Origin of the sequence: Rhodococcus sp. USK10 (assembly GCF_019378875.1) — a bacterium.
Taxonomy (GTDB): Bacteria; Actinomycetota; Actinomycetes; order Mycobacteriales; family Mycobacteriaceae; genus Rhodococcus_F; species Rhodococcus_F pseudokoreensis.
In genome coordinates this window covers 4,724,311-4,740,268 of record NZ_CP076048.1, presented here as the reverse complement: position 1 = coordinate 4,740,268, position 15,958 = coordinate 4,724,311, and the positions used below count along the sequence as shown (strand labels likewise).

The 15,958-nt window shown below is 68.0% G+C and carries 16 protein-coding genes; 5 read left to right on the top strand and 11 right to left on the bottom strand.

Going from position 1 to position 15,958, the window contains the following annotated elements:
• Positions 1-7: 7 nt before the first annotated feature.
• Positions 8-1,093, bottom strand: coding sequence for a phosphotransferase family protein (locus I1A62_RS28830; protein ID WP_219455668.1), 1,086 nt, complete (start codon positions 1,091-1,093; stop codon positions 8-10).
• A gap of 216 nt (positions 1,094-1,309) precedes the next feature.
• On the opposite strand from I1A62_RS28830, the gene I1A62_RS28825 reads away from it, so the two are divergent.
• Positions 1,310-2,623, top strand: a complete 1,314-nt coding sequence (locus I1A62_RS28825) for an MFS transporter (RefSeq protein WP_124392037.1) — start codon at positions 1,310-1,312, stop codon at positions 2,621-2,623.
• A gap of 48 nt (positions 2,624-2,671) precedes the next feature.
• Positions 2,672-4,216, top strand: coding sequence for an acyl-CoA synthetase (locus I1A62_RS28820; protein ID WP_219461497.1), 1,545 nt, complete (start codon positions 2,672-2,674; stop codon positions 4,214-4,216).
• Positions 4,217-4,220: 4 nt separating this feature from the next.
• On the opposite strand, the gene I1A62_RS28815 is transcribed toward I1A62_RS28820, so the two are convergent.
• The 4 genes from I1A62_RS28815 to I1A62_RS28800 form a co-directional block, all read right to left on the bottom strand.
• Entirely contained in the window at positions 4,221-5,468 is a 1,248-nt protein-coding gene (locus tag I1A62_RS28815) for an MFS transporter (protein WP_257890571.1), read from the bottom strand.
• 211 nt (positions 5,469-5,679) lie between these two features.
• Positions 5,680-6,042: a PH domain-containing protein gene (locus tag I1A62_RS28810; protein ID WP_124392035.1), complete on the bottom strand. Its 363-nt coding sequence runs from the start codon at positions 6,040-6,042 to the stop codon at positions 5,680-5,682.
• The gene (locus tag I1A62_RS28805) at positions 6,039-7,058 is read right to left on the bottom strand and encodes a YihY/virulence factor BrkB family protein (RefSeq protein WP_257890570.1); all 1,020 of its coding nucleotides are present in this window, start codon (positions 7,056-7,058) and stop codon (positions 6,039-6,041) included. The genes I1A62_RS28810 and I1A62_RS28805 overlap by 4 nt, the downstream gene beginning before the upstream one ends.
• A gap of 4 nt (positions 7,059-7,062) precedes the next feature.
• On the bottom strand, positions 7,063-7,668 hold the full coding sequence (locus I1A62_RS28800; protein ID WP_072949220.1) for a TetR/AcrR family transcriptional regulator: 606 nt from the start codon (positions 7,666-7,668) through the stop codon (positions 7,063-7,065).
• A 110-nt stretch (positions 7,669-7,778) separates the two neighbouring features.
• Here I1A62_RS28800 and I1A62_RS28795 point away from each other — a divergent pair, with 110 nt between their 5' ends.
• The 3 genes from I1A62_RS28795 to I1A62_RS28785 are packed head-to-tail and all read left to right on the top strand — an operon-like array spanning position 7,779 to position 10,061.
• Positions 7,779-8,636, top strand: coding sequence for a crotonase/enoyl-CoA hydratase family protein (locus tag I1A62_RS28795; protein ID WP_124392033.1), 858 nt, complete (start codon positions 7,779-7,781; stop codon positions 8,634-8,636).
• Positions 8,633-9,037: a nuclear transport factor 2 family protein gene (locus I1A62_RS28790; RefSeq protein ID WP_219455666.1), complete on the top strand. Its 405-nt coding sequence runs from the start codon at positions 8,633-8,635 to the stop codon at positions 9,035-9,037. The genes I1A62_RS28795 and I1A62_RS28790 overlap by 4 nt, the downstream gene beginning before the upstream one ends.
• 46 nt (positions 9,038-9,083) lie before the next feature.
• Positions 9,084-10,061, top strand: coding sequence for a nitronate monooxygenase family protein (locus I1A62_RS28785; protein ID WP_219455665.1), 978 nt, complete (start codon positions 9,084-9,086; stop codon positions 10,059-10,061).
• A gap of 68 nt (positions 10,062-10,129) precedes the next feature.
• On the opposite strand, the gene I1A62_RS28780 is transcribed toward I1A62_RS28785, so the two are convergent.
• From I1A62_RS28780 to I1A62_RS28755, 6 genes are all read right to left on the bottom strand, one after another.
• Positions 10,130-11,281, bottom strand: coding sequence for an acyl-CoA dehydrogenase family protein (locus I1A62_RS28780; RefSeq protein ID WP_124392030.1), 1,152 nt, complete (start codon positions 11,279-11,281; stop codon positions 10,130-10,132).
• 21 nt (positions 11,282-11,302) lie between these two features.
• Positions 11,303-12,286, bottom strand: coding sequence for a nitronate monooxygenase family protein (locus tag I1A62_RS28775; protein ID WP_219455663.1), 984 nt, complete (start codon positions 12,284-12,286; stop codon positions 11,303-11,305).
• Between the two features lie 23 nt (positions 12,287-12,309).
• The gene (locus I1A62_RS28770) at positions 12,310-12,951 is read right to left on the bottom strand and encodes a TetR/AcrR family transcriptional regulator (protein WP_124392028.1); all 642 of its coding nucleotides are present in this window, start codon (positions 12,949-12,951) and stop codon (positions 12,310-12,312) included.
• A 10-nt stretch (positions 12,952-12,961) separates the two neighbouring features.
• On the bottom strand, positions 12,962-13,723 hold the full coding sequence (locus I1A62_RS28765) for a 3-hydroxyacyl-CoA dehydrogenase (protein WP_219455661.1): 762 nt from the start codon (positions 13,721-13,723) through the stop codon (positions 12,962-12,964).
• Between the two features lie 39 nt (positions 13,724-13,762).
• Complete coding sequence (locus I1A62_RS28760) at positions 13,763-14,956, bottom strand: acetyl-CoA C-acyltransferase (protein WP_219455659.1); 1,194 nt, start codon at positions 14,954-14,956, stop codon at positions 13,763-13,765.
• 76 nt (positions 14,957-15,032) lie between these two features.
• Entirely contained in the window at positions 15,033-15,833 is an 801-nt protein-coding gene (locus tag I1A62_RS28755; RefSeq protein ID WP_124392026.1) for a crotonase/enoyl-CoA hydratase family protein, read from the bottom strand.
• Between the last annotated feature and the right edge of the window lie 125 nt (positions 15,834-15,958).

Below are 15,958 nucleotides of genomic sequence, written 5' to 3'. Positions count from 1 at the left end.
GCCGCGGTCAGCGGCGAAGCTCGGACACGGGCGACGCCGCGGCGAGGTCGAGCGCGCGCTGCAACAGCGGGCCGACCATGTCGCCGACGTCGTCGAAACCCCCACCGACGGTGTCGCCCTGCGCGTGCCGGGCGTTGATGCCCTCGAGGATGACGGCGATCTTGAAGTCGGCGAACACCGTGTACCAGTCGATGTCGGGAATTTCGATGCCGCGCTGTGTGGCGTAGCGGTCGAGAAGTTCGGTGCGGGTGGGGAAACCGTCCAGGCGGGCGAGGCCCTTGGTCACCGGGTTGTCGACCGCTCCGGGCTGGTCCCAGAAGCTCAGCATGATCCCGACGTCGGCGAGGGTGTCGCCGAGGGTGGCCATTTCCCAGTCCAGGACGGCGACGATCTTCCCGGCGTCGCCGCGGGACGCGAGCACGTTGTCGAGTTTGACGTCGCCGTGGACGATGCCCGGGAAGTGTGAGGTGGGCAGCGCGCGGCGCAGCTTGTCGAGCAGCACGGCCACCTCGGGTCGATCGGCGGCGCGCGAGGCCTCCCATTGCCGGGACCAGCGGTCGAGTTGGCGTTCCAGGTAGCCGTCGGGGCGTCCGAACGAGCCGAGCCCGACCGCGTCCGGGTCGACGTCGTGGAGCGCGGCCAGGGTGTCGGCCAGATCCAGTCCGAGCCGGCGGCGCTCACCGGGGGTGAGTGCGGACGCCTGCTCGACCGTCCCGACGGGCATGCCGTCCACCAGTTCCATGAGGTAGAACGACGCGCCGAGCACGTCCGCGTCCTCGCACAGCAGCACCGCTTCGGGCACCGGGACGGCGGTTCCGGCCAGCCCCCGGATCACGGTGAACTCGCGTTTCATGTCGTGGGCGCTCGGCAGGACGTGCCCGTACGGGGGACGCCGCAGCACCCACGTCCGGTCGGCGTCGGCGACCCGGTAGGTGGGGTTGGAACGGCCGCCGCTGATGAGCGAGAGGGTGAGGTCGCCGCTCACGCCGCCGTCGAGTGCGCCGTCGAGGTAGTGGGCGAGGGCGGTGAGATCGACGCCTGCCGAATCCTCCCGGCCCTCGTGGGTGTCCGCTTCGGCGTGGGACGTCGTCATCCGCTGCGTCCTTTCCAGTCCTTCGATGTTCAGCCAAACGCTCGTTCGGCCAGTTCCCATCATCAGCCGAACGAGCGCCGGAAGTCAATATCCTTATACTCTGCGATTAACAGCCGAGAGTCCAGAAGATCGGATCGCTTGCCAAGCGATCGTTCAGTTGGCATGATCCACGGGAAGTGATGCACGTCTCATCCGCCTCGAAAGGTCAGGACACCTATGACGGACCAGTTGACCGGGTCTGCTGCCACCACCGAATGGCGTGCCGAAGACCGCGTCCGAGCACGTCGCGCCGCGATCGCAGGCGGAGTGGGCACCCTCATCGAGTACTACGACTTCAGCCTGTACGGCTATCTCGCGATCGTGATGGCGCCGCTGTTCTTCCCCAGCAGCGACCCGGCCACCGCGCTGCTGTCGGCGCTCGCCGTGTTCGGCACCGCCTACCTCATGCGCCCGCTCGGCGGCATCGTGTTCGGGCACATCGGCGACCGGTTCGGGCGGAAGAAGGCCCTCCTCGCGACGCTCGTCTGCATGGGCCTCGGCAGCATGGCGATGGGATTCCTGCCCACCCACGCGCAGGCCGGGATCTGGGCCACGGTGCTGCTCGTCGTCGTCCGGATGGTCCAGGGATTCTCGGCCGGCGGCGAGGTCGGCGGCTCGGCCACGTTCATCTCCGAATCGGCGCCGCGGCATCTCAAGGCCACCTACGGCGCGTTCACCCCGCTCGGCTCCACGATGGGGTTCGCGATGGCCGCCGCGGTCGCGGGCACGGTGTCGGCGTTCACCACCGACGTGCAACTCGAGAGCTGGGGATGGCGGGTCCCGTTCCTGCTCGCGCTGCCGCTGACGCTGCTCTGCCTGTGGGCCCGCACCCGGGTCGAGGAAACCCACGGTGAGGACGCCGATTCCGGGCCTGCCCAGGCGCCCGTCGTCGCCGTCTTCCGGCGTCAGCCGCTCGCTCTCCTGCAGTCGGTCGGAATCAGTGTGGCGTGCAACGGAACCGCATACATCGGCCTCACCTACATGAGCATCCATCTGATGAAGAGCCTCGGCTACGAACGCACCCCGGTGTACTGGATCGCGACCGCCGTCATCGGCGTCGTCGCACTCGCGATGCCGCTCGGCGGCGTCCTCGCCGACCGCATCGGACGGTTGCGGTTCACCGTGATCAGCTTCGCCGGATTCGCGATCGTCACCTACCCCGCCATGGCCGTCATGCACCACAGCCTGTGGATCGCCGCGATCGCCTATCTGCTGATCATGGTCAACACCATCGGAGCCCAGGTCGGCTCGTACACGCTCATGCCGCTGCTGTTCGACAAGGACGTCCGCTTCACCGGTGTCGCGATGGGCTGGAACCTCGGTGTCGTCATCGCCGGCGGCACCGCCCCCTTCGTCGCCGTCTGGCTCGTGGCGAAGACCGGAAACATCCTCTCTCCCGCCGTCTTCGTGATCGTGGCGGCGGTGATCGGACTGGTCTCGGTGGCCGGCGTGGCACGGCGGTCCAAGGTCGCGCAGGAGCAACTCGGCTGACGCCGAGACGATTTCACCACTCGAGATCCACCACGAATGGGAGTAACCATGTATCCCGGCGCTCATGCTGCCACCACACCCGACAAGCCGGCCGTCATCATGGCAGGCACCGGGCAGACGGTCACCTTCGCCGAACTCGAGTCCCGCTCGGTCCGCATCGCCCGCCACCTGCACACCCTCGGCCTGCGCCGCGGGGATCACGTCGCGGTTCTGGCCACGAACACCCCCGCCATCTTCGACATCTACTGGGCCGCCATGCGTTCCGGGCTCTACCTCACCATGGTGAACTGGCATCTCACGCCGCCGGAGATCGCGTACGTCGTCGACGATTGCGGTGCCAGGGCGCTGATCGTCGACGCCGCACTCGACGCGGTCACCGGTGAACTTCCCGCCCTCACCCCCGGTGTCGAGCACCGACTGGCGTTCGGGGGAACGATTCCCGGCTACGCCTCCCTCGACGCCGCCGCGGCCGCGGAGTCCGACGTTCCGCTGCCCGACCAGCCGCGCGGTGCGGACATGCTGTACTCCTCCGGCACCACCGGCCGCCCGAAGGGCATCAAACCGGAGTTGCCGGCACGGCAGATCCAGGACCCGGGCGACACCATGACCGGGATGAACGCGACGGTGTGGGGAGTCACACCCGACACCGTCTACCTGTCACCCGCCCCGCTGTACCACGCCGCACCGCTGCGCACCTGCGCGTCGGTGCAGGCCCTCGGCGGCACCGTCGTCGTGATGGACCGCTTCGACGCCGAGAAGGCGCTCGCGTACATCGAGCAGTACCGCGTCACGTACAGCCAGTGGGTGCCCACGATGTTCGTCCGCATGCTGAAACTCCCCGCGGAGACCCGGGAGAAGTACGACGTCTCCAGCCTGCGCGTCGCCGTGCACGCCGCCGCCCCGTGCCCGGTGGACGTGAAACGGCAGATGATCGACTGGTGGGGTCCGATCCTGTCGGAGTACTACTCGTCCACCGAACTCAACGGCATGACCCTGGTGAATTCGGAGGAATGGCTCTGCAGGCCCGGCACGGTCGGCCGCGCCGCGCTCGGCGTCGCCCACATCTGCGGCGACGACGGTGCCGACCTCGCACCTTGTGAGGTGGGCACCCTCTACTTCGAGCGGGACACCCTGCCGTTCGAATATCACAACGCCCCCGAGAAGACGCGCGACGCCCAGCACCCGCAGCACCCGACGTGGACCACCACCGGCGACGTCGGCTACCTCGACGAGGACGGGTATCTGTTCCTCACCGACCGGAAGTCGTTCATGATCATCTCCGGCGGCGTCAACATCTATCCGCAGGAGATCGAGAACACCCTCACCGAACATCCCGCCGTCCTCGACGTCGCGGTGATCGGGATCCCGGACGAGGAGATGGGCGAATCGGTGCTGGCCGTCGTCCAGACCGTTCCGGGAGAGACCGGGGACGACGCGCTGGCCGGCGCACTCCTCGACCACGTGCGGGGACGGCTCGCCCGGTTCAAGGTGCCCCGGACCGTCGTCTTCAGCGACGACCTCCCCCGCACCCCCACGGGGAAGCTCGTCAAGGGCACGCTACGAGATCGCTACGCCGCCGGGGTGCACGCCTGAACCGTCAGCCGGCGACCGGTTCCGGCCGGCGCCGGCGGTCGAGAAGGACGGCGATCGTGAGGACGATCAGTCCGGCGACGCCGAGCAGGGCGCCGACGGCGGCCGGGGCGGTGTAGCCGTATCCGGCGGCGATCACGACGCCACCGATCCACGCACCACCCGCATTGGCGAGGTTGAACGCGCTGTGGATCAGCGTCGACGCGAGCGTCTTCGCGTCACCCGCCGCGTCCATCAGCCGCGATTGGACGGCCGGGAAGATCGACGTCACCGCCATGCCGATGAAGAACAGCACGATCAGCGCCGTCACCGGGTTGTGTGCGGCGACGACGAACAGGGCGAGGACGCAGATCAGGGCGATCATGCACCCGAACAGCCCGGGGACCACCGCGTTGTCGGCGATGCGCCCACCCACGACGTTGCCGAGGATCATCCCCGAACCGAACAGCATCAACGCCACCGGCACCATCGAGTGCGGCAGCCCGGACACGTCGGTGAGCGTCGAACTGATGTACGTGTACACCGCGAACGAGCCACCGAACCCGACCGTCGCGAAAATCAGCGTCATCCACACCTGTCCCCGGCGCAGCGCCCCGAGTTCGGCCACCGGGTTGCTCACGTGCACCCCGGCCAGCGGCGGGACGAGACGCGCCAGTGCCACCAGCGTCACGATTCCGATGAGCACCACGAACGCGAACGCGGACCGCCAGCCGAGGATCTGGCCGAAGAACGCCGTCGCGGGCACCCCGATCACGTTGGCGACGGACAGACCCATCATCACGGTCGCGACCGCCTTGGCACGCTTGCCCGGTTCCGCGAGGTGCGCGGCGACGAGCGCCGCGACGCCGAAGTACGCGCCGTGCGGCAACCCGGCGAGGAATCGGGCGGCGAGCAGCGTTTCGTATCCGGGGGCGAGCGCGGTCGCGAGATTGCCGATCACGAACGTGCCCATCAACGCGATGAGCAGCGTGCGCCGCTCCACGCGGGCGGCCAGTGCCGCGATGACGGGCGCCCCGACGACGACACCGAGCGCGTACGCGGACACGAAGTGCCCGGCCACCGGCTCCGACACCCCCGTCGCGGAAGCCATCGCCGGTAACAGGCCCATGGACGCGAATTCCGTTGTGCCGATACCGAACCCGCCGAGGGCAAGCGCGAGCATCGCGCCCCGCCGACTCGGTGACGGAATCCGCGGACGCAGAGACGGACGAGCGGTGACCGCAGGTTCGGTGAGGTGAACTGCAGGCGGCGTCATGGCAGCAAGACTCCCGTCGGGCTGATCGTAGGATCGGCGAGCACGTCCAATGGACTCGCCTGAGGATGAACCGGGCCGAGATGGTGGCAATCCGGCTCGTCCCAGTATGGGTGAGGCCGCAAGTGAATTAACAATCCGCGCGGGCGTGATTCCACTCACCGGGCCCGCAGGTGAGATGTGGGCCCGGCGCACCGGACCGGAGCGACCTACGTCACGTGATGTGCTGCAGGATCACCGTGTGGACGTGGTGGGCCTTGTCCATGCCGCGGAAATCGGCCTCGTACGTGGTCTGGGCGACGTCGACGGCGATGCTGCTGGACGAGAAGAACTGGCCGGCCCACGACTTGTTGCTGAGGAACGAGACGGACCGGATGTTCTTGTACGGGATCGACGTGATCGCGGTGCGCTTGCCGACGAAGCTCTTGTCCTGGATCACGACGCGCAGGTTCGTGATCGCGAGGAAGCCGGTGCCCGCGCCGATGCAGTCGTACACGGCGATGATCGTCTCGCCAGGGAGAATCCCCTGCTGGACCTGTTTCAGCTGTTCCGACTTGTCGAAGATCGGTTCGGTCACGGCTCCTCCTTCGACGTCGGTGCAGACTCGTCCGTCGGTGCAGACTCGTCCATGATCTCAGAAAGTTCGTCGAAGGTGACGTGGATTCCCTGGCGCGGGACCGCGCGTTGCGCCTTCGCCTGGTCGGTGAACGTCCGCTTGTCGCCGTCCACGAGTTCCGCCTTGTCGGTGAACGGCACGAGCAGCGCCCGCGGATGCAGCCTGTCGACGCGGACGACGTTGATCTCCACACACACGACGACGGCCGCGGCGGCGAGGAAGAGGAACGCCAGCAGTCCCAGCACGACGGCGAACACCCCGTTCGTCACGGACGCCGTGCTCACCACTTTGCTGACGTAGTACGCACCGAACGACTGCAGCACCTGCCACAGCACGGCCGCCGCGACGGCACCGGGCGCCACGTCGGCGACGGACAGCGGACGGGCGGTGGCGAGCCGGAACGCGAGGACGAAGATCGCCGAGTTGATCGCGATCGCGGCGAGCATCAGCAGCACCGTGAACGAACCGGACAGGTGCGTCGCGGCGCCGATCCCGGCGACCGCGGCCGTCCCCAGGATCGCGAGCCCGATGGTGCCGAGCAGCAGCAGACCCCGCAGCCGTCCGCGGATCGGGTCGGGGCGCATGTTGCGCGGAACAGACCAGGCCGTGTTCATGGCGTTCTGGCAGGCCAGCGCCACACCGAGGCCGCCGTAGAGGGCTCCGACCAGGCCGATCACCAGGCCGGTCACTCCGCCGCCGATCCGGTGCGGGTCGGCCAGGTCGGCTCCGATGACGGGGAACTGGCTGAGCGCCGAGTCGATGATGTCCTGCTGCAGTTCGGGATGCCCGGACAGCACGAACCCGAGCACCGTGGACAGCAGCAGCAGGAGGGGAAAGAGCGAGATGAACCCGTAGTAGGCGATCAACGCCGCGAGATACACGCCCTGATCGTCGAGGAACTTGTACGCGACGGCGATCGGGAAACCCATCGCCGGATATCGCTGCTGGAGAGCGTCGAGTCTTCGGGCGAATTTCATGCGATCAGACGGCCGGTTTCACCATCGCGAGGGCGAGGTCGGCGTAGCGCTCGGCGAGTTCTTCGGGTTTCAGGGGACCGTCGGCGTGCCACCACGTGCACACCGACTGACCCATGTTGATGATGCCGCGAACCGCGTCCCGTGGGTATTCGGTCGCGAAGTCGCCCTCCTCGACGCCACGCTCGATGACGTCGCGGAAGAGGTGCTCCTGTTCATCACGGAGGGCGACGACGAGCCGGCGGCCCGGATCGTCGAGGCTGCGGATCTCGGTGGCACCGACCATCGCGTCCCGCTGCCGGGTGGTGTGGAACATGACCCACGCCCGCATCAGCGCCTGCAACTGGTCGGCGGGGGCGCCGCCCGAACGCAGCAGCGCGCCCCGGGTCATCGCGATGGCGTCGTGCAGTGCGCGCACCATGATGTCCTGCAGGATCTCCTGCTTCGACGCGAAGTGGTGGTAGATCGACGCGACGGTGATGTCGGCGCCGCGCGCGATGTCGCGCATGGACGTGCCGTGATAGCCGCGTTCGTTCATGTTGGCGACCGCGGAGTCGAGGATCACCTGCCGCCCGGTACCCGTGCTCGTGGCGGCCACCTTTGCAGCGCACATCCCTGGTTACTCCGTCCCCGCTCCGATCGTCACACGACCACACCAGAGTAGTGGGTCCCGTCACAGATTCCGCTCTAGCGATCGTTCGGTAGCGATGTCATGCTGGTGCGATGGATCACATCGGACTCGCCGTCGCCGACGGCATCGCGACGATCACCCTCAACCGGCCCGACCAGCTCAACGCATTCACCACCACGATGGAGAACGAGCTGATCGCCGCATACGACCAACTCGACGCGGACGACACGGTCCGGGCGATCGTGCTCACCGGAGCCGGACGAGCGTTCTGCGCGGGCGCCGACCTGTCGGCCGGTACCGCCACGTTCGACCAATGGCAGGACGAGGACGAGGGTGCCGACGCCCGTCGCGACGGCGGCGGCCGGGTGGTGCTCCGGATGTTCGAATCCCGCAAGCCGATCATCGCCGCGATCAACGGGCCCGCCGTGGGCGTGGGCATCACGATGACCCTCGCCGCCGACTTCCGCCTCGCCGCCGACGACGCCCGCATCGGATTCGTGTTCAACCGCCGCGGCATCGTGCCCGAATCCTGCTCGACGTGGTTCCTCCCGCGCCTCGTCCCGCTGCAGACGGCCCTCGACTGGGTGTACTCCGGCCGGGTGTTCCCCGCGACGGAAGCCCACGACGCCGGCCTCGTGTACAAGCTGTATCCGCGCGAGTCCCTGCTCGACGAGGCCTACGCGCTGGCCCGGAGCCTCACCGAGCACTCCGCCCCGGTGTCCGTGGCGCTGTCCCGCCAGATGATGTGGCGGGCGCTCGGCGCCGAGCATCCGATGATCGCGCACCGCGTCGAAACCCGCGGCATCAACATCCGCGGCATCGGGCCGGACGCCCGGGAGGGCATCTCCGCGTTCCTCGAGAAGCGGCCCGCCGTGTTCCCCGACAGCGTCCGTGACGACCTGCCGGACGTGTTCGGCGAAGACCTTCCGACCCCGGCGTTCCGCGGATGACCGCCGCACAGCCGGCCCGGCCCGCCGTCGTCGACCGCTGGCACCACGTCGTCGACCACCGCGACCTCGCCGCACTCGACGCCCTGATCGCGGACGACGCCGTGTTCTCCTCCCCCGCGGTCTTCACTCCGCAGGAAGGGAAGCCGAAGGTCCTGGCCTACCTCGGCGCCGCCCTGACCGTCTTCGACGGCACCGGATTCCGGTACGTCGAGGAGTGGTACGGCGACCGTTCGGCGGTCCTGGAATTCGCGACCGAACTCGACGGCATCCATGTCAACGGCATCGACCTGATCCATTGGAACGACCGCGACCGGATCACGTCGTTCAAGGTGATGGTTCGGCCCGTCAAGGGCCTGCAGGCGCTCATCCCACTGATGGCCGCCCAGCTGTCCCAGTCGTAAAACCCTGCACCACTGCATCACTCATCACTGCATGAAGGAGAAATTCATGAGCCTGCCCCCGATCCTGCAAGACCGGCTCCGCCTGCCCGTGGTGGCGTCGCCGATGTTCATCGTCTCGGGTCCCGACCTGGTGATCGCCCAATCCACCTCCGGCGTCGTCGGATCCTTCCCCTCCCTCAACGCCCGCCCGCAGCCCGTGCTGCGTGAATGGCTCACCCGCATCACCGAAGCACTCGCCAAACACGACGCCAACAACCCCGAAACACCGTCCGCCCCCTACGCGGTCAACCTCATCGTCCACAAGAGCAACGACCGCCTCGACGAAGACCTCGCCACCATCGTCGAATTCGAGGTCCCGATCGTCATCACCTCCCTCGGTGCCCGCGCCGACGTCAACGACGCCATCCACAGCTACGGCGGCATCGTCCTCCACGACGTCATCAACAACAAGTTCGCGAAGAAGGCCGTGGAGAAGGGCGCCGACGGCCTCATCGCTGTCGCCGCCGGCGCGGGCGGACACGCGGGAACCTTGTCGCCGTTCGCGCTGATCCAGGAGATCCGCGAATGGTTCGACGGACCGCTCCTGCTGTCGGGGTCCATCGCCCACGGCCGCTCGGTCCTCGCCGCGCAGGCCGCCGGCGCCGACCTCGCCTACGTCGGCTCCGCGTTCATCGCCACCGAAGAGGCCAACGCCGATCAGGGCTACAAGCAGATGATCGTCGACTCCACCGCCTCCGACATCGTCTACTCCAACCTGTTCACCGGCGTGCACGGCAACTACCTGCGCGGCAGCATCGAGGCCGCCGGACTCGACCCGAACAACCTCGCCGTCTCCGACCCGTCCGCCATGGACTTCGGCGTCGGTGAGGACGCGGACACCGCCACGAAGTCCGAAGCCAAGCCGTGGCGCGACATCTGGGGCGCCGGGCAGGGCATCGGCGCCGTGGACGCCGTCGTCCCGGCGGCGCAGATCGTCGAACGCCTCGGCCGTGAGTACGCCGACGCGAGGGCCCGCCTGGGATAGGCGCTTCGCGCCCGTGCGCGGTTAAGGAGTCCAGAGACTCGTCAACCACGCACGGGCGGCGGAGCCGCCTACCCGGCCGCGATGTCGCGACCGATGATTTCCTTCATGATCTCGGTGGTTCCGCCGTAGATCGTCTGGATCCGGCTGTCGACGTACGCGCGGCCGATGGGGTACTCCATCATGTAGCCGTAGCCGCCGTGCAACTGGACGCAGCGGTCGACGACGCGCTTCTGCAGTTCACTGGCCCACCACTTGCCCTTCGCCGCGTCGACGGCGGTGAGTTCGCCGGCGTTCAAGGCGAGGACGCACCGGTCGATGTGCGATTCGGTCACCTCGATCTCGGTGAGCATCTCCGCCAGCGCGAACCGGGTGTTCTGCAGATCCCCGATCGGCTTGCCGAACGCCTTGCGCTCGAACACGTAGTCCCGGGTCCACCGATAGGCGGCCTTCGCGACGGTGATCGCGTTGACGGCGATCGAGATACGTTCGAGGGGCAGGTTTTCCATGAGGTGGACGAAGCCGCGCCCCTCGGTGCCGAGCAGGTTGGCCGCGGGCACCCGCACGTCCTCGAACACGAGTTCGGCGGTGTCCTGTCCGGCCAGGCCGACCTTGTGCAGTTTGCGGCCCCGGCTGAAGCCGGGCATGCCCCGCTCCACGACCAGGAGTGAGAAGCCCTTGGAGCCGGCGTTCGGGTCGGTGCGGGCCACGACGATGACGACGTCGGAGTGAATACCGTTGGTGATGAACGTCTTCTGACCGTTGATCACCCAGTCGTCGCCGTCTCGCACCGCGGTGGTCTTGATGCCCTGCAGGTCGCTTCCGGTGCCCGGTTCGGTCATCGCGATCGCACCGATCAGTTCGCCCGCGGCCATGCCGGGCAGCCACCGCTGCTTCTGTTCGTGCGTGCCGAGATTCGCGATGTACGGGATGGCGATGTCGTCCTGGAGCGCCAGTCCCGAACCGAACGACGTCGTCGCGGTGCGGGCGATCTCCTCGGCGACGATGTACCGGAACCGGAAGTCGGTGACACCGGAGCCGCCGAACTCCTCCGGCACGGCGAGTCCGACGATCCCCGACTTCCCGGCGGCCAGCCACGCCGAGCGGTCGATCAGCCGGTCGGCTTCCCACCGTTCGTAGTGCGGTTCGATCTCGCGGGCGAGGAACTCGCGCACCGTTTCCCGGTACGCTTCGTGATCCTTCTCGAAGATGGTGCGCTGCATGACTTCTCTCCTACAGATGAATCAGGCGCTGACGGGAACCGACAGGCCGGCGAGGCGCTCCGCGATCAGCGCCTCCGCCTCGTCGACGATGCGTTCGACGAGTTCACCGGCGGTCGGGATGTCGTGGATGATGCCCTGGACGGTGCCTGCGGTCCAGATGCCCGCCTCGGGGTCGCCGTTCTCGAACACGGTGCGCCCACGGGCGCCGGCGACGAGTTCCCGGACGTCCTCGAATTTGCCTCCGCGGTCCAGGATCTCGACGACCTCCCGGCTCACGGTGTTGCTCGCGACGCGGGCGGTGTTCCGCAGCGGCCGGAAGATCAACTCTGTGTCGGTCTCCTTGGCGGCGACGATCGCTTCCTTGATGTTCTGGTGGATCGGCGATTCGGCGGTGCACATGAAGCGGGTGCCCATGTTGATCCCGTCGGCGCCGAGCGCGAGGGCGGCGACCAGCCCACGCCCGTCCGCGAATCCGCCCGACGCGACCATCGGGATGGTGATCTGTTCGGCGGCGGCGGCGATGAGCACCAGCCCGGGGATGTCGTCCTCGCCGGGGTGGCCGGCGCATTCGAAGCCGTCGATGCTGATGCCGTCGACACCGCTGTCCTGGGCCTTGATCGCGTGCCGCACGCTGGTGCACTTGTGCAGCACCTTCACGCCTGCGGCGTGGAAGTCGGGCAGGTGCGGGGCGGGGTTGGAGCCGGCCGTCTCGACGATCTTGATGCCGGAGTCGATGATGACCTGCCGGTACTCCTCGTACGGCGGCGGCGTGATCGCCGGCAGGATCGTCAGGTTCACGCCGAAGGGCTGGTCGGTGAGTTCGCGGGTGCGGGCGATCTCCTTGGCGAGGTCGTCCGGGGTCGGCTGGGTCAGTGCGGTCAGCAGACCCAGCGCTCCGGCGTTGGCGACGGCGGCGACGAGTTCGGCGCGACCGACCCACTGCATACCGCCCTGCACGATCGGGTGGCGGACGCCGAAGGTCTTGGTGAATGCGGTGGACAGCATGGCACGGCTCCTCTGGGAAACGGTCAGTGAGCGGGTAGATACCCGACGGTGTGGAGAGCGATGTCGACGTAGCGGCCGGCGACCTGCTCGGGAGTCAGTGCTCCGCCGAGCTGATACCACCGCGGAATCGACTGGAACATCCCGAGGAGAGCGCGTACGGTCTCGGGGACGTCGCCGCTGTGGAACACGTCGCGGGCGACGCCGTCGGCGACGAGGTCGACCATCATCAGTTCGAGCCGCTTGCGGGTTGCTGCGTAGCGACTGCGGCTGTCGGCGGAGACGTGCCGCAGCTCGGTGTCGAGGGAGACGTGCCGCACCCGGTACGTCATGTACAGGACGATGGCCTCGACGACGTTGGCGAATTGCGCCACCACGTCGTCGCCGGCCTCGCGGGCGGCTGCCTCGGCGCGTTCGTTCAGTTCGCGCATCTGCAGTTCGAACAGGGCCACGAGAACGGCTTCCTTGCTCTCGTGGTGGTAGTACAGGGCGGGGACGGTCACCCCGACACGACGGGCGATCTGCCGCACCGTCGTGCCGTGGTAACCGTTCTCGTTGAACAGCTCCAGTGCCTGCTCGAGGATGGGCGTCATCGTCAGGGCCTCGAAGGCCCGCCAGTCGGCGTACACCGTCTCGGTGGTGGCGGGCCCGTCCTCGCGCAGAGTCACAGGTCGCCGATCAGCGCGGTGCCATGCGGATGGCGCCGTCGAGACGGATGGTCTCACCGTTGAGCATCGGGTTCGACACGATGTGTGCGGCGAGGGCGCCGTACTCCGACGGGTCGCCGAGACGCGAGGGGTGCGGCACCTGGCCACCGAGCGACTGCTGCGCGGCCTCCGGCAGGGATCCGAGCAGCGGCGTCTTGAACAGGCCGGGAGCGATCGTGTTGACGCGGATCAGCAGCGAGGCGAGGTCGCGGGCGATCGGCAGGGTCATGCCGACGACGCCGCCCTTGGACGCGGAGTACGCGGCCTGACCGATCTGACCCTCGTACGCGGCGACGGACGCGGTGTTGATGATGACGCCGCGCTCGCCCTCGATCGGCTCGTTCTTCGAGATGCGCTCGGCGGCAAGACGGATCACGTTGAACGTGCCGATCAGGTTGACGGTGACGATCTTGGTGAAGTCGGCGAGCGGGAACGCGCCGTTCTTGCTCACGGTCTTGATGGCGTTGCCGATGCCGGCGCAGTTCACGGCGACACGCAGCGGTCCGAGCGACTCCGCGACGTCGAGTGCGGCGGACACGTCGACCTCGCTGGTGACGTCGCCCGCGGCGAAGCGCACGCGGTCGCCGAGTTCCTTGGCGACGGTCTCACCGTCGGAGGAGGGCAGGTCGATGATGACGACGCTGGCGCCGTCGGCGAGCAGTGCCTTGGTGGTGGCCAGGCCGAGGCCGGAGGCACCGCCGGTGACGAGTGCGACGCTGTCGTTGACGATCATGTCTTACCTTTCGGAAGCAGGGTTTTCGGGGGGTGTGGGTCAGATGCGTTCGATGATGGTGGCGTTGGCCATGCCCGCGCCCTCGCACATGGTCTGCAGGCCGTAGCGTCCGCCGGTCGCCTCGAGGTTGTTGACGAGGGTGCTCAGCAGGCGGGTGCCCGACGACCCGAGCGCGTGCCCGAGCGAGATGGCGCCGCCCCACGGGTTGAGCTTGGCCGGGTCGGCACCGAACTCGTGCGCCCATGCCAGCGGCACCGGCGCGAACGCCTCGTTGACCTCGTAGGCGTCGATGTCGTCGATGCTCAGCCCCGACTTGGCGAGGATCTTCTTCGTCGCCGGGATCGGCGCGGTGAGCATGAACACCGGGTCGTCACCGGCGACGGCGAACGAGTGGAACCGTGCCCGCGGGGTCAGACCCAGCTTCGACGCCATCTCTTCGCTCATGATCAGCGCGGCGGACGCACCGTCGGTCAGCGGCGACGAGTTGCCCGGGGTGATGTGCCACTGCGCCTCGGGGAACCGGGCCGCGTACTTCTCCGAGTAGAACGACGACTTCAGCCCGGACAGGCCCTCGGCGGTGGTCGTGGCGCGCACCGTCTCGTCGACGGTGTGCGTGACCGTCTCACCGGCGGCGTTGGTCACGTCGATCGGGACGATCTCCTTGGCGAACAACCCCTTCGACGCGGCGTCGGCGGCACGCTGATGCGACTGCGCGGAGAAACTGTCGAGGGTGTCGCGGTCGAACTTCCACTTGGCGGCGATCAGTTCCGCGGAGATGCCCTGGTTGACAAGGCCTTCCGGGTAGCGGGCGGCGATGCCCGGGCCGGACGCGTCCTGCCCGATGGTGGTCGTACCCATCGGAACCCGCGACATCGACTCGACACCCGCGGCGATCACGATGTCGTAGGCGCCGGCGATCACGCCCTGCGCCGCGAAGTGCGCCGCCTGCTGGCTCGAGCCGCACTGGCGGTCGACGGTGGTCGCCGGAACCGAATCCGGGAACCCGGCCGACAGAACCGCGGTCCGGGTGATGTTGAGGGCCTGCTCACCGGCCTGGCCGACACAGCCGCCGATGACGTCGTCGACCAGCACGGGGTCGATGCCGTTCCGTTCGACGATGGTGCGCAGCACGTGCGCGAGCAGTTCCACCGGGTGCGTACCCGACAGCGCACCGCCGGGTTTGCCCTTGCCGGAGGCGAGGCGGACGACGTCCACGATGACAGCGTTGGTCATGATGTTCCCTTTCGATTGTGTGCGAGCCCACCCGTGAGTACTTGTTAACCGCCCGCGGTTAACAAGTACTCACGGGTCAGCGGCCCTGCCAGACCGGCTGGCGCTTCTCGGCGAACGCGGTGGGACCTTCCTTGGCGTCCGCGCTGGTGAAGATGGTGGCGATGGCGGCGGTGTTCGCCTCCCATGCCCCGTCGCCCCAGTCGGGTTCGGTTGCGGTGCGGTGGATCATGGCCTTCGATTCGCGCACCGACAGGGGTGCGTTGGCGGCGATCTGCTCGGCGAGTTCGAGTGCGACGTCGAGGGCGGTGCCCGCCGGGGCGACCCGGTTGACCAGGCCCAGTTCCTTGCCCTGCGCCGCGGTGATCGGTTCGCCGGTCAGCGCGATCTCCAGCGCGACCTTCTTGGGGATCTGCTGCTGCAGGCGGATCACCCCACCCGCAGCGGCGAACAGTCCGCGCTTGACCTCGGGAAGCCCGAGTTTCGCTTCCTCGTCGACGACCGCGAGGTCGCTGGCCAGCACCAATTCGGTGCCGCCGCCGAGGGCGAAGCCGTTGACCGCGGCGATGGTCGGCTTGCTGATCCAGTGTTGCGCGTATCCGGCGAATCCCCATTCGGGGTGCCCCTCCGCGGCGATGTTCCCACCCGTGGAGAGGGCCTTGAGGTCGGCGCCTGCGCAGAACGCGCGGCCGGACCCGGTCACCACGACCACCCGTACGTCGGGGTCGTTCTCGGCCTGCTCGAGCAGATTGCCCACGGCGGTCGACAACGCGCCGTTCACCGCATTCAGCGCTTTGGGGCGGTTCAGCGTGATGATGCCGATGCCTCCGCGCCGCTCCCACAGTGCGGCTGCCTCCACCGTCTCGGTCTGTTCTGGCACGTCTCATCCTCCGACTCGGCCTGATTACTGATCGCTCGTTAAAGTTAGTACCACGCCGCCGAGCGCACGGTCAATGGCCGACTTTATCTAGCGCCCGTTCAGTAGCGTCTGGTATGGATAGTCAG

Coding starts and splice junctions, on each gene's coding strand:
- I1A62_RS28830 (WP_219455668.1), bottom strand. CDS start 1,093: ATGACGACGTCCCACGCCGAAGCGGACACCCACGAGGGCCGGGAGGAT.
- I1A62_RS28825 (WP_124392037.1), top strand. CDS start 1,310: ATGACGGACCAGTTGACCGGGTCTGCTGCCACCACCGAATGGCGTGCC.
- I1A62_RS28820 (WP_219461497.1), top strand. CDS start 2,672: ATGTATCCCGGCGCTCATGCTGCCACCACACCCGACAAGCCGGCCGTC.
- I1A62_RS28815 (WP_257890571.1), bottom strand. CDS start 5,468: ATGACGCCGCCTGCAGTTCACCTCACCGAACCTGCGGTCACCGCTCGT.
- I1A62_RS28805 (WP_257890570.1), bottom strand. CDS start 7,058: ATGAAATTCGCCCGAAGACTCGACGCTCTCCAGCAGCGATATCCGGCG.
- I1A62_RS28800 (WP_072949220.1), bottom strand. CDS start 7,668: ATGTGCGCTGCAAAGGTGGCCGCCACGAGCACGGGTACCGGGCGGCAG.
- I1A62_RS28795 (WP_124392033.1), top strand. CDS start 7,779: ATGGATCACATCGGACTCGCCGTCGCCGACGGCATCGCGACGATCACC.
- I1A62_RS28790 (WP_219455666.1), top strand. CDS start 8,633: ATGACCGCCGCACAGCCGGCCCGGCCCGCCGTCGTCGACCGCTGGCAC.
- I1A62_RS28785 (WP_219455665.1), top strand. CDS start 9,084: ATGAGCCTGCCCCCGATCCTGCAAGACCGGCTCCGCCTGCCCGTGGTG.
- I1A62_RS28780 (WP_124392030.1), bottom strand. CDS start 11,281: ATGCAGCGCACCATCTTCGAGAAGGATCACGAAGCGTACCGGGAAACG.
- I1A62_RS28775 (WP_219455663.1), bottom strand. CDS start 12,286: ATGCTGTCCACCGCATTCACCAAGACCTTCGGCGTCCGCCACCCGATC.
- I1A62_RS28765 (WP_219455661.1), bottom strand. CDS start 13,723: ATGATCGTCAACGACAGCGTCGCACTCGTCACCGGCGGTGCCTCCGGC.
- I1A62_RS28760 (WP_219455659.1), bottom strand. CDS start 14,956: ATGACCAACGCTGTCATCGTGGACGTCGTCCGCCTCGCCTCCGGCAAG.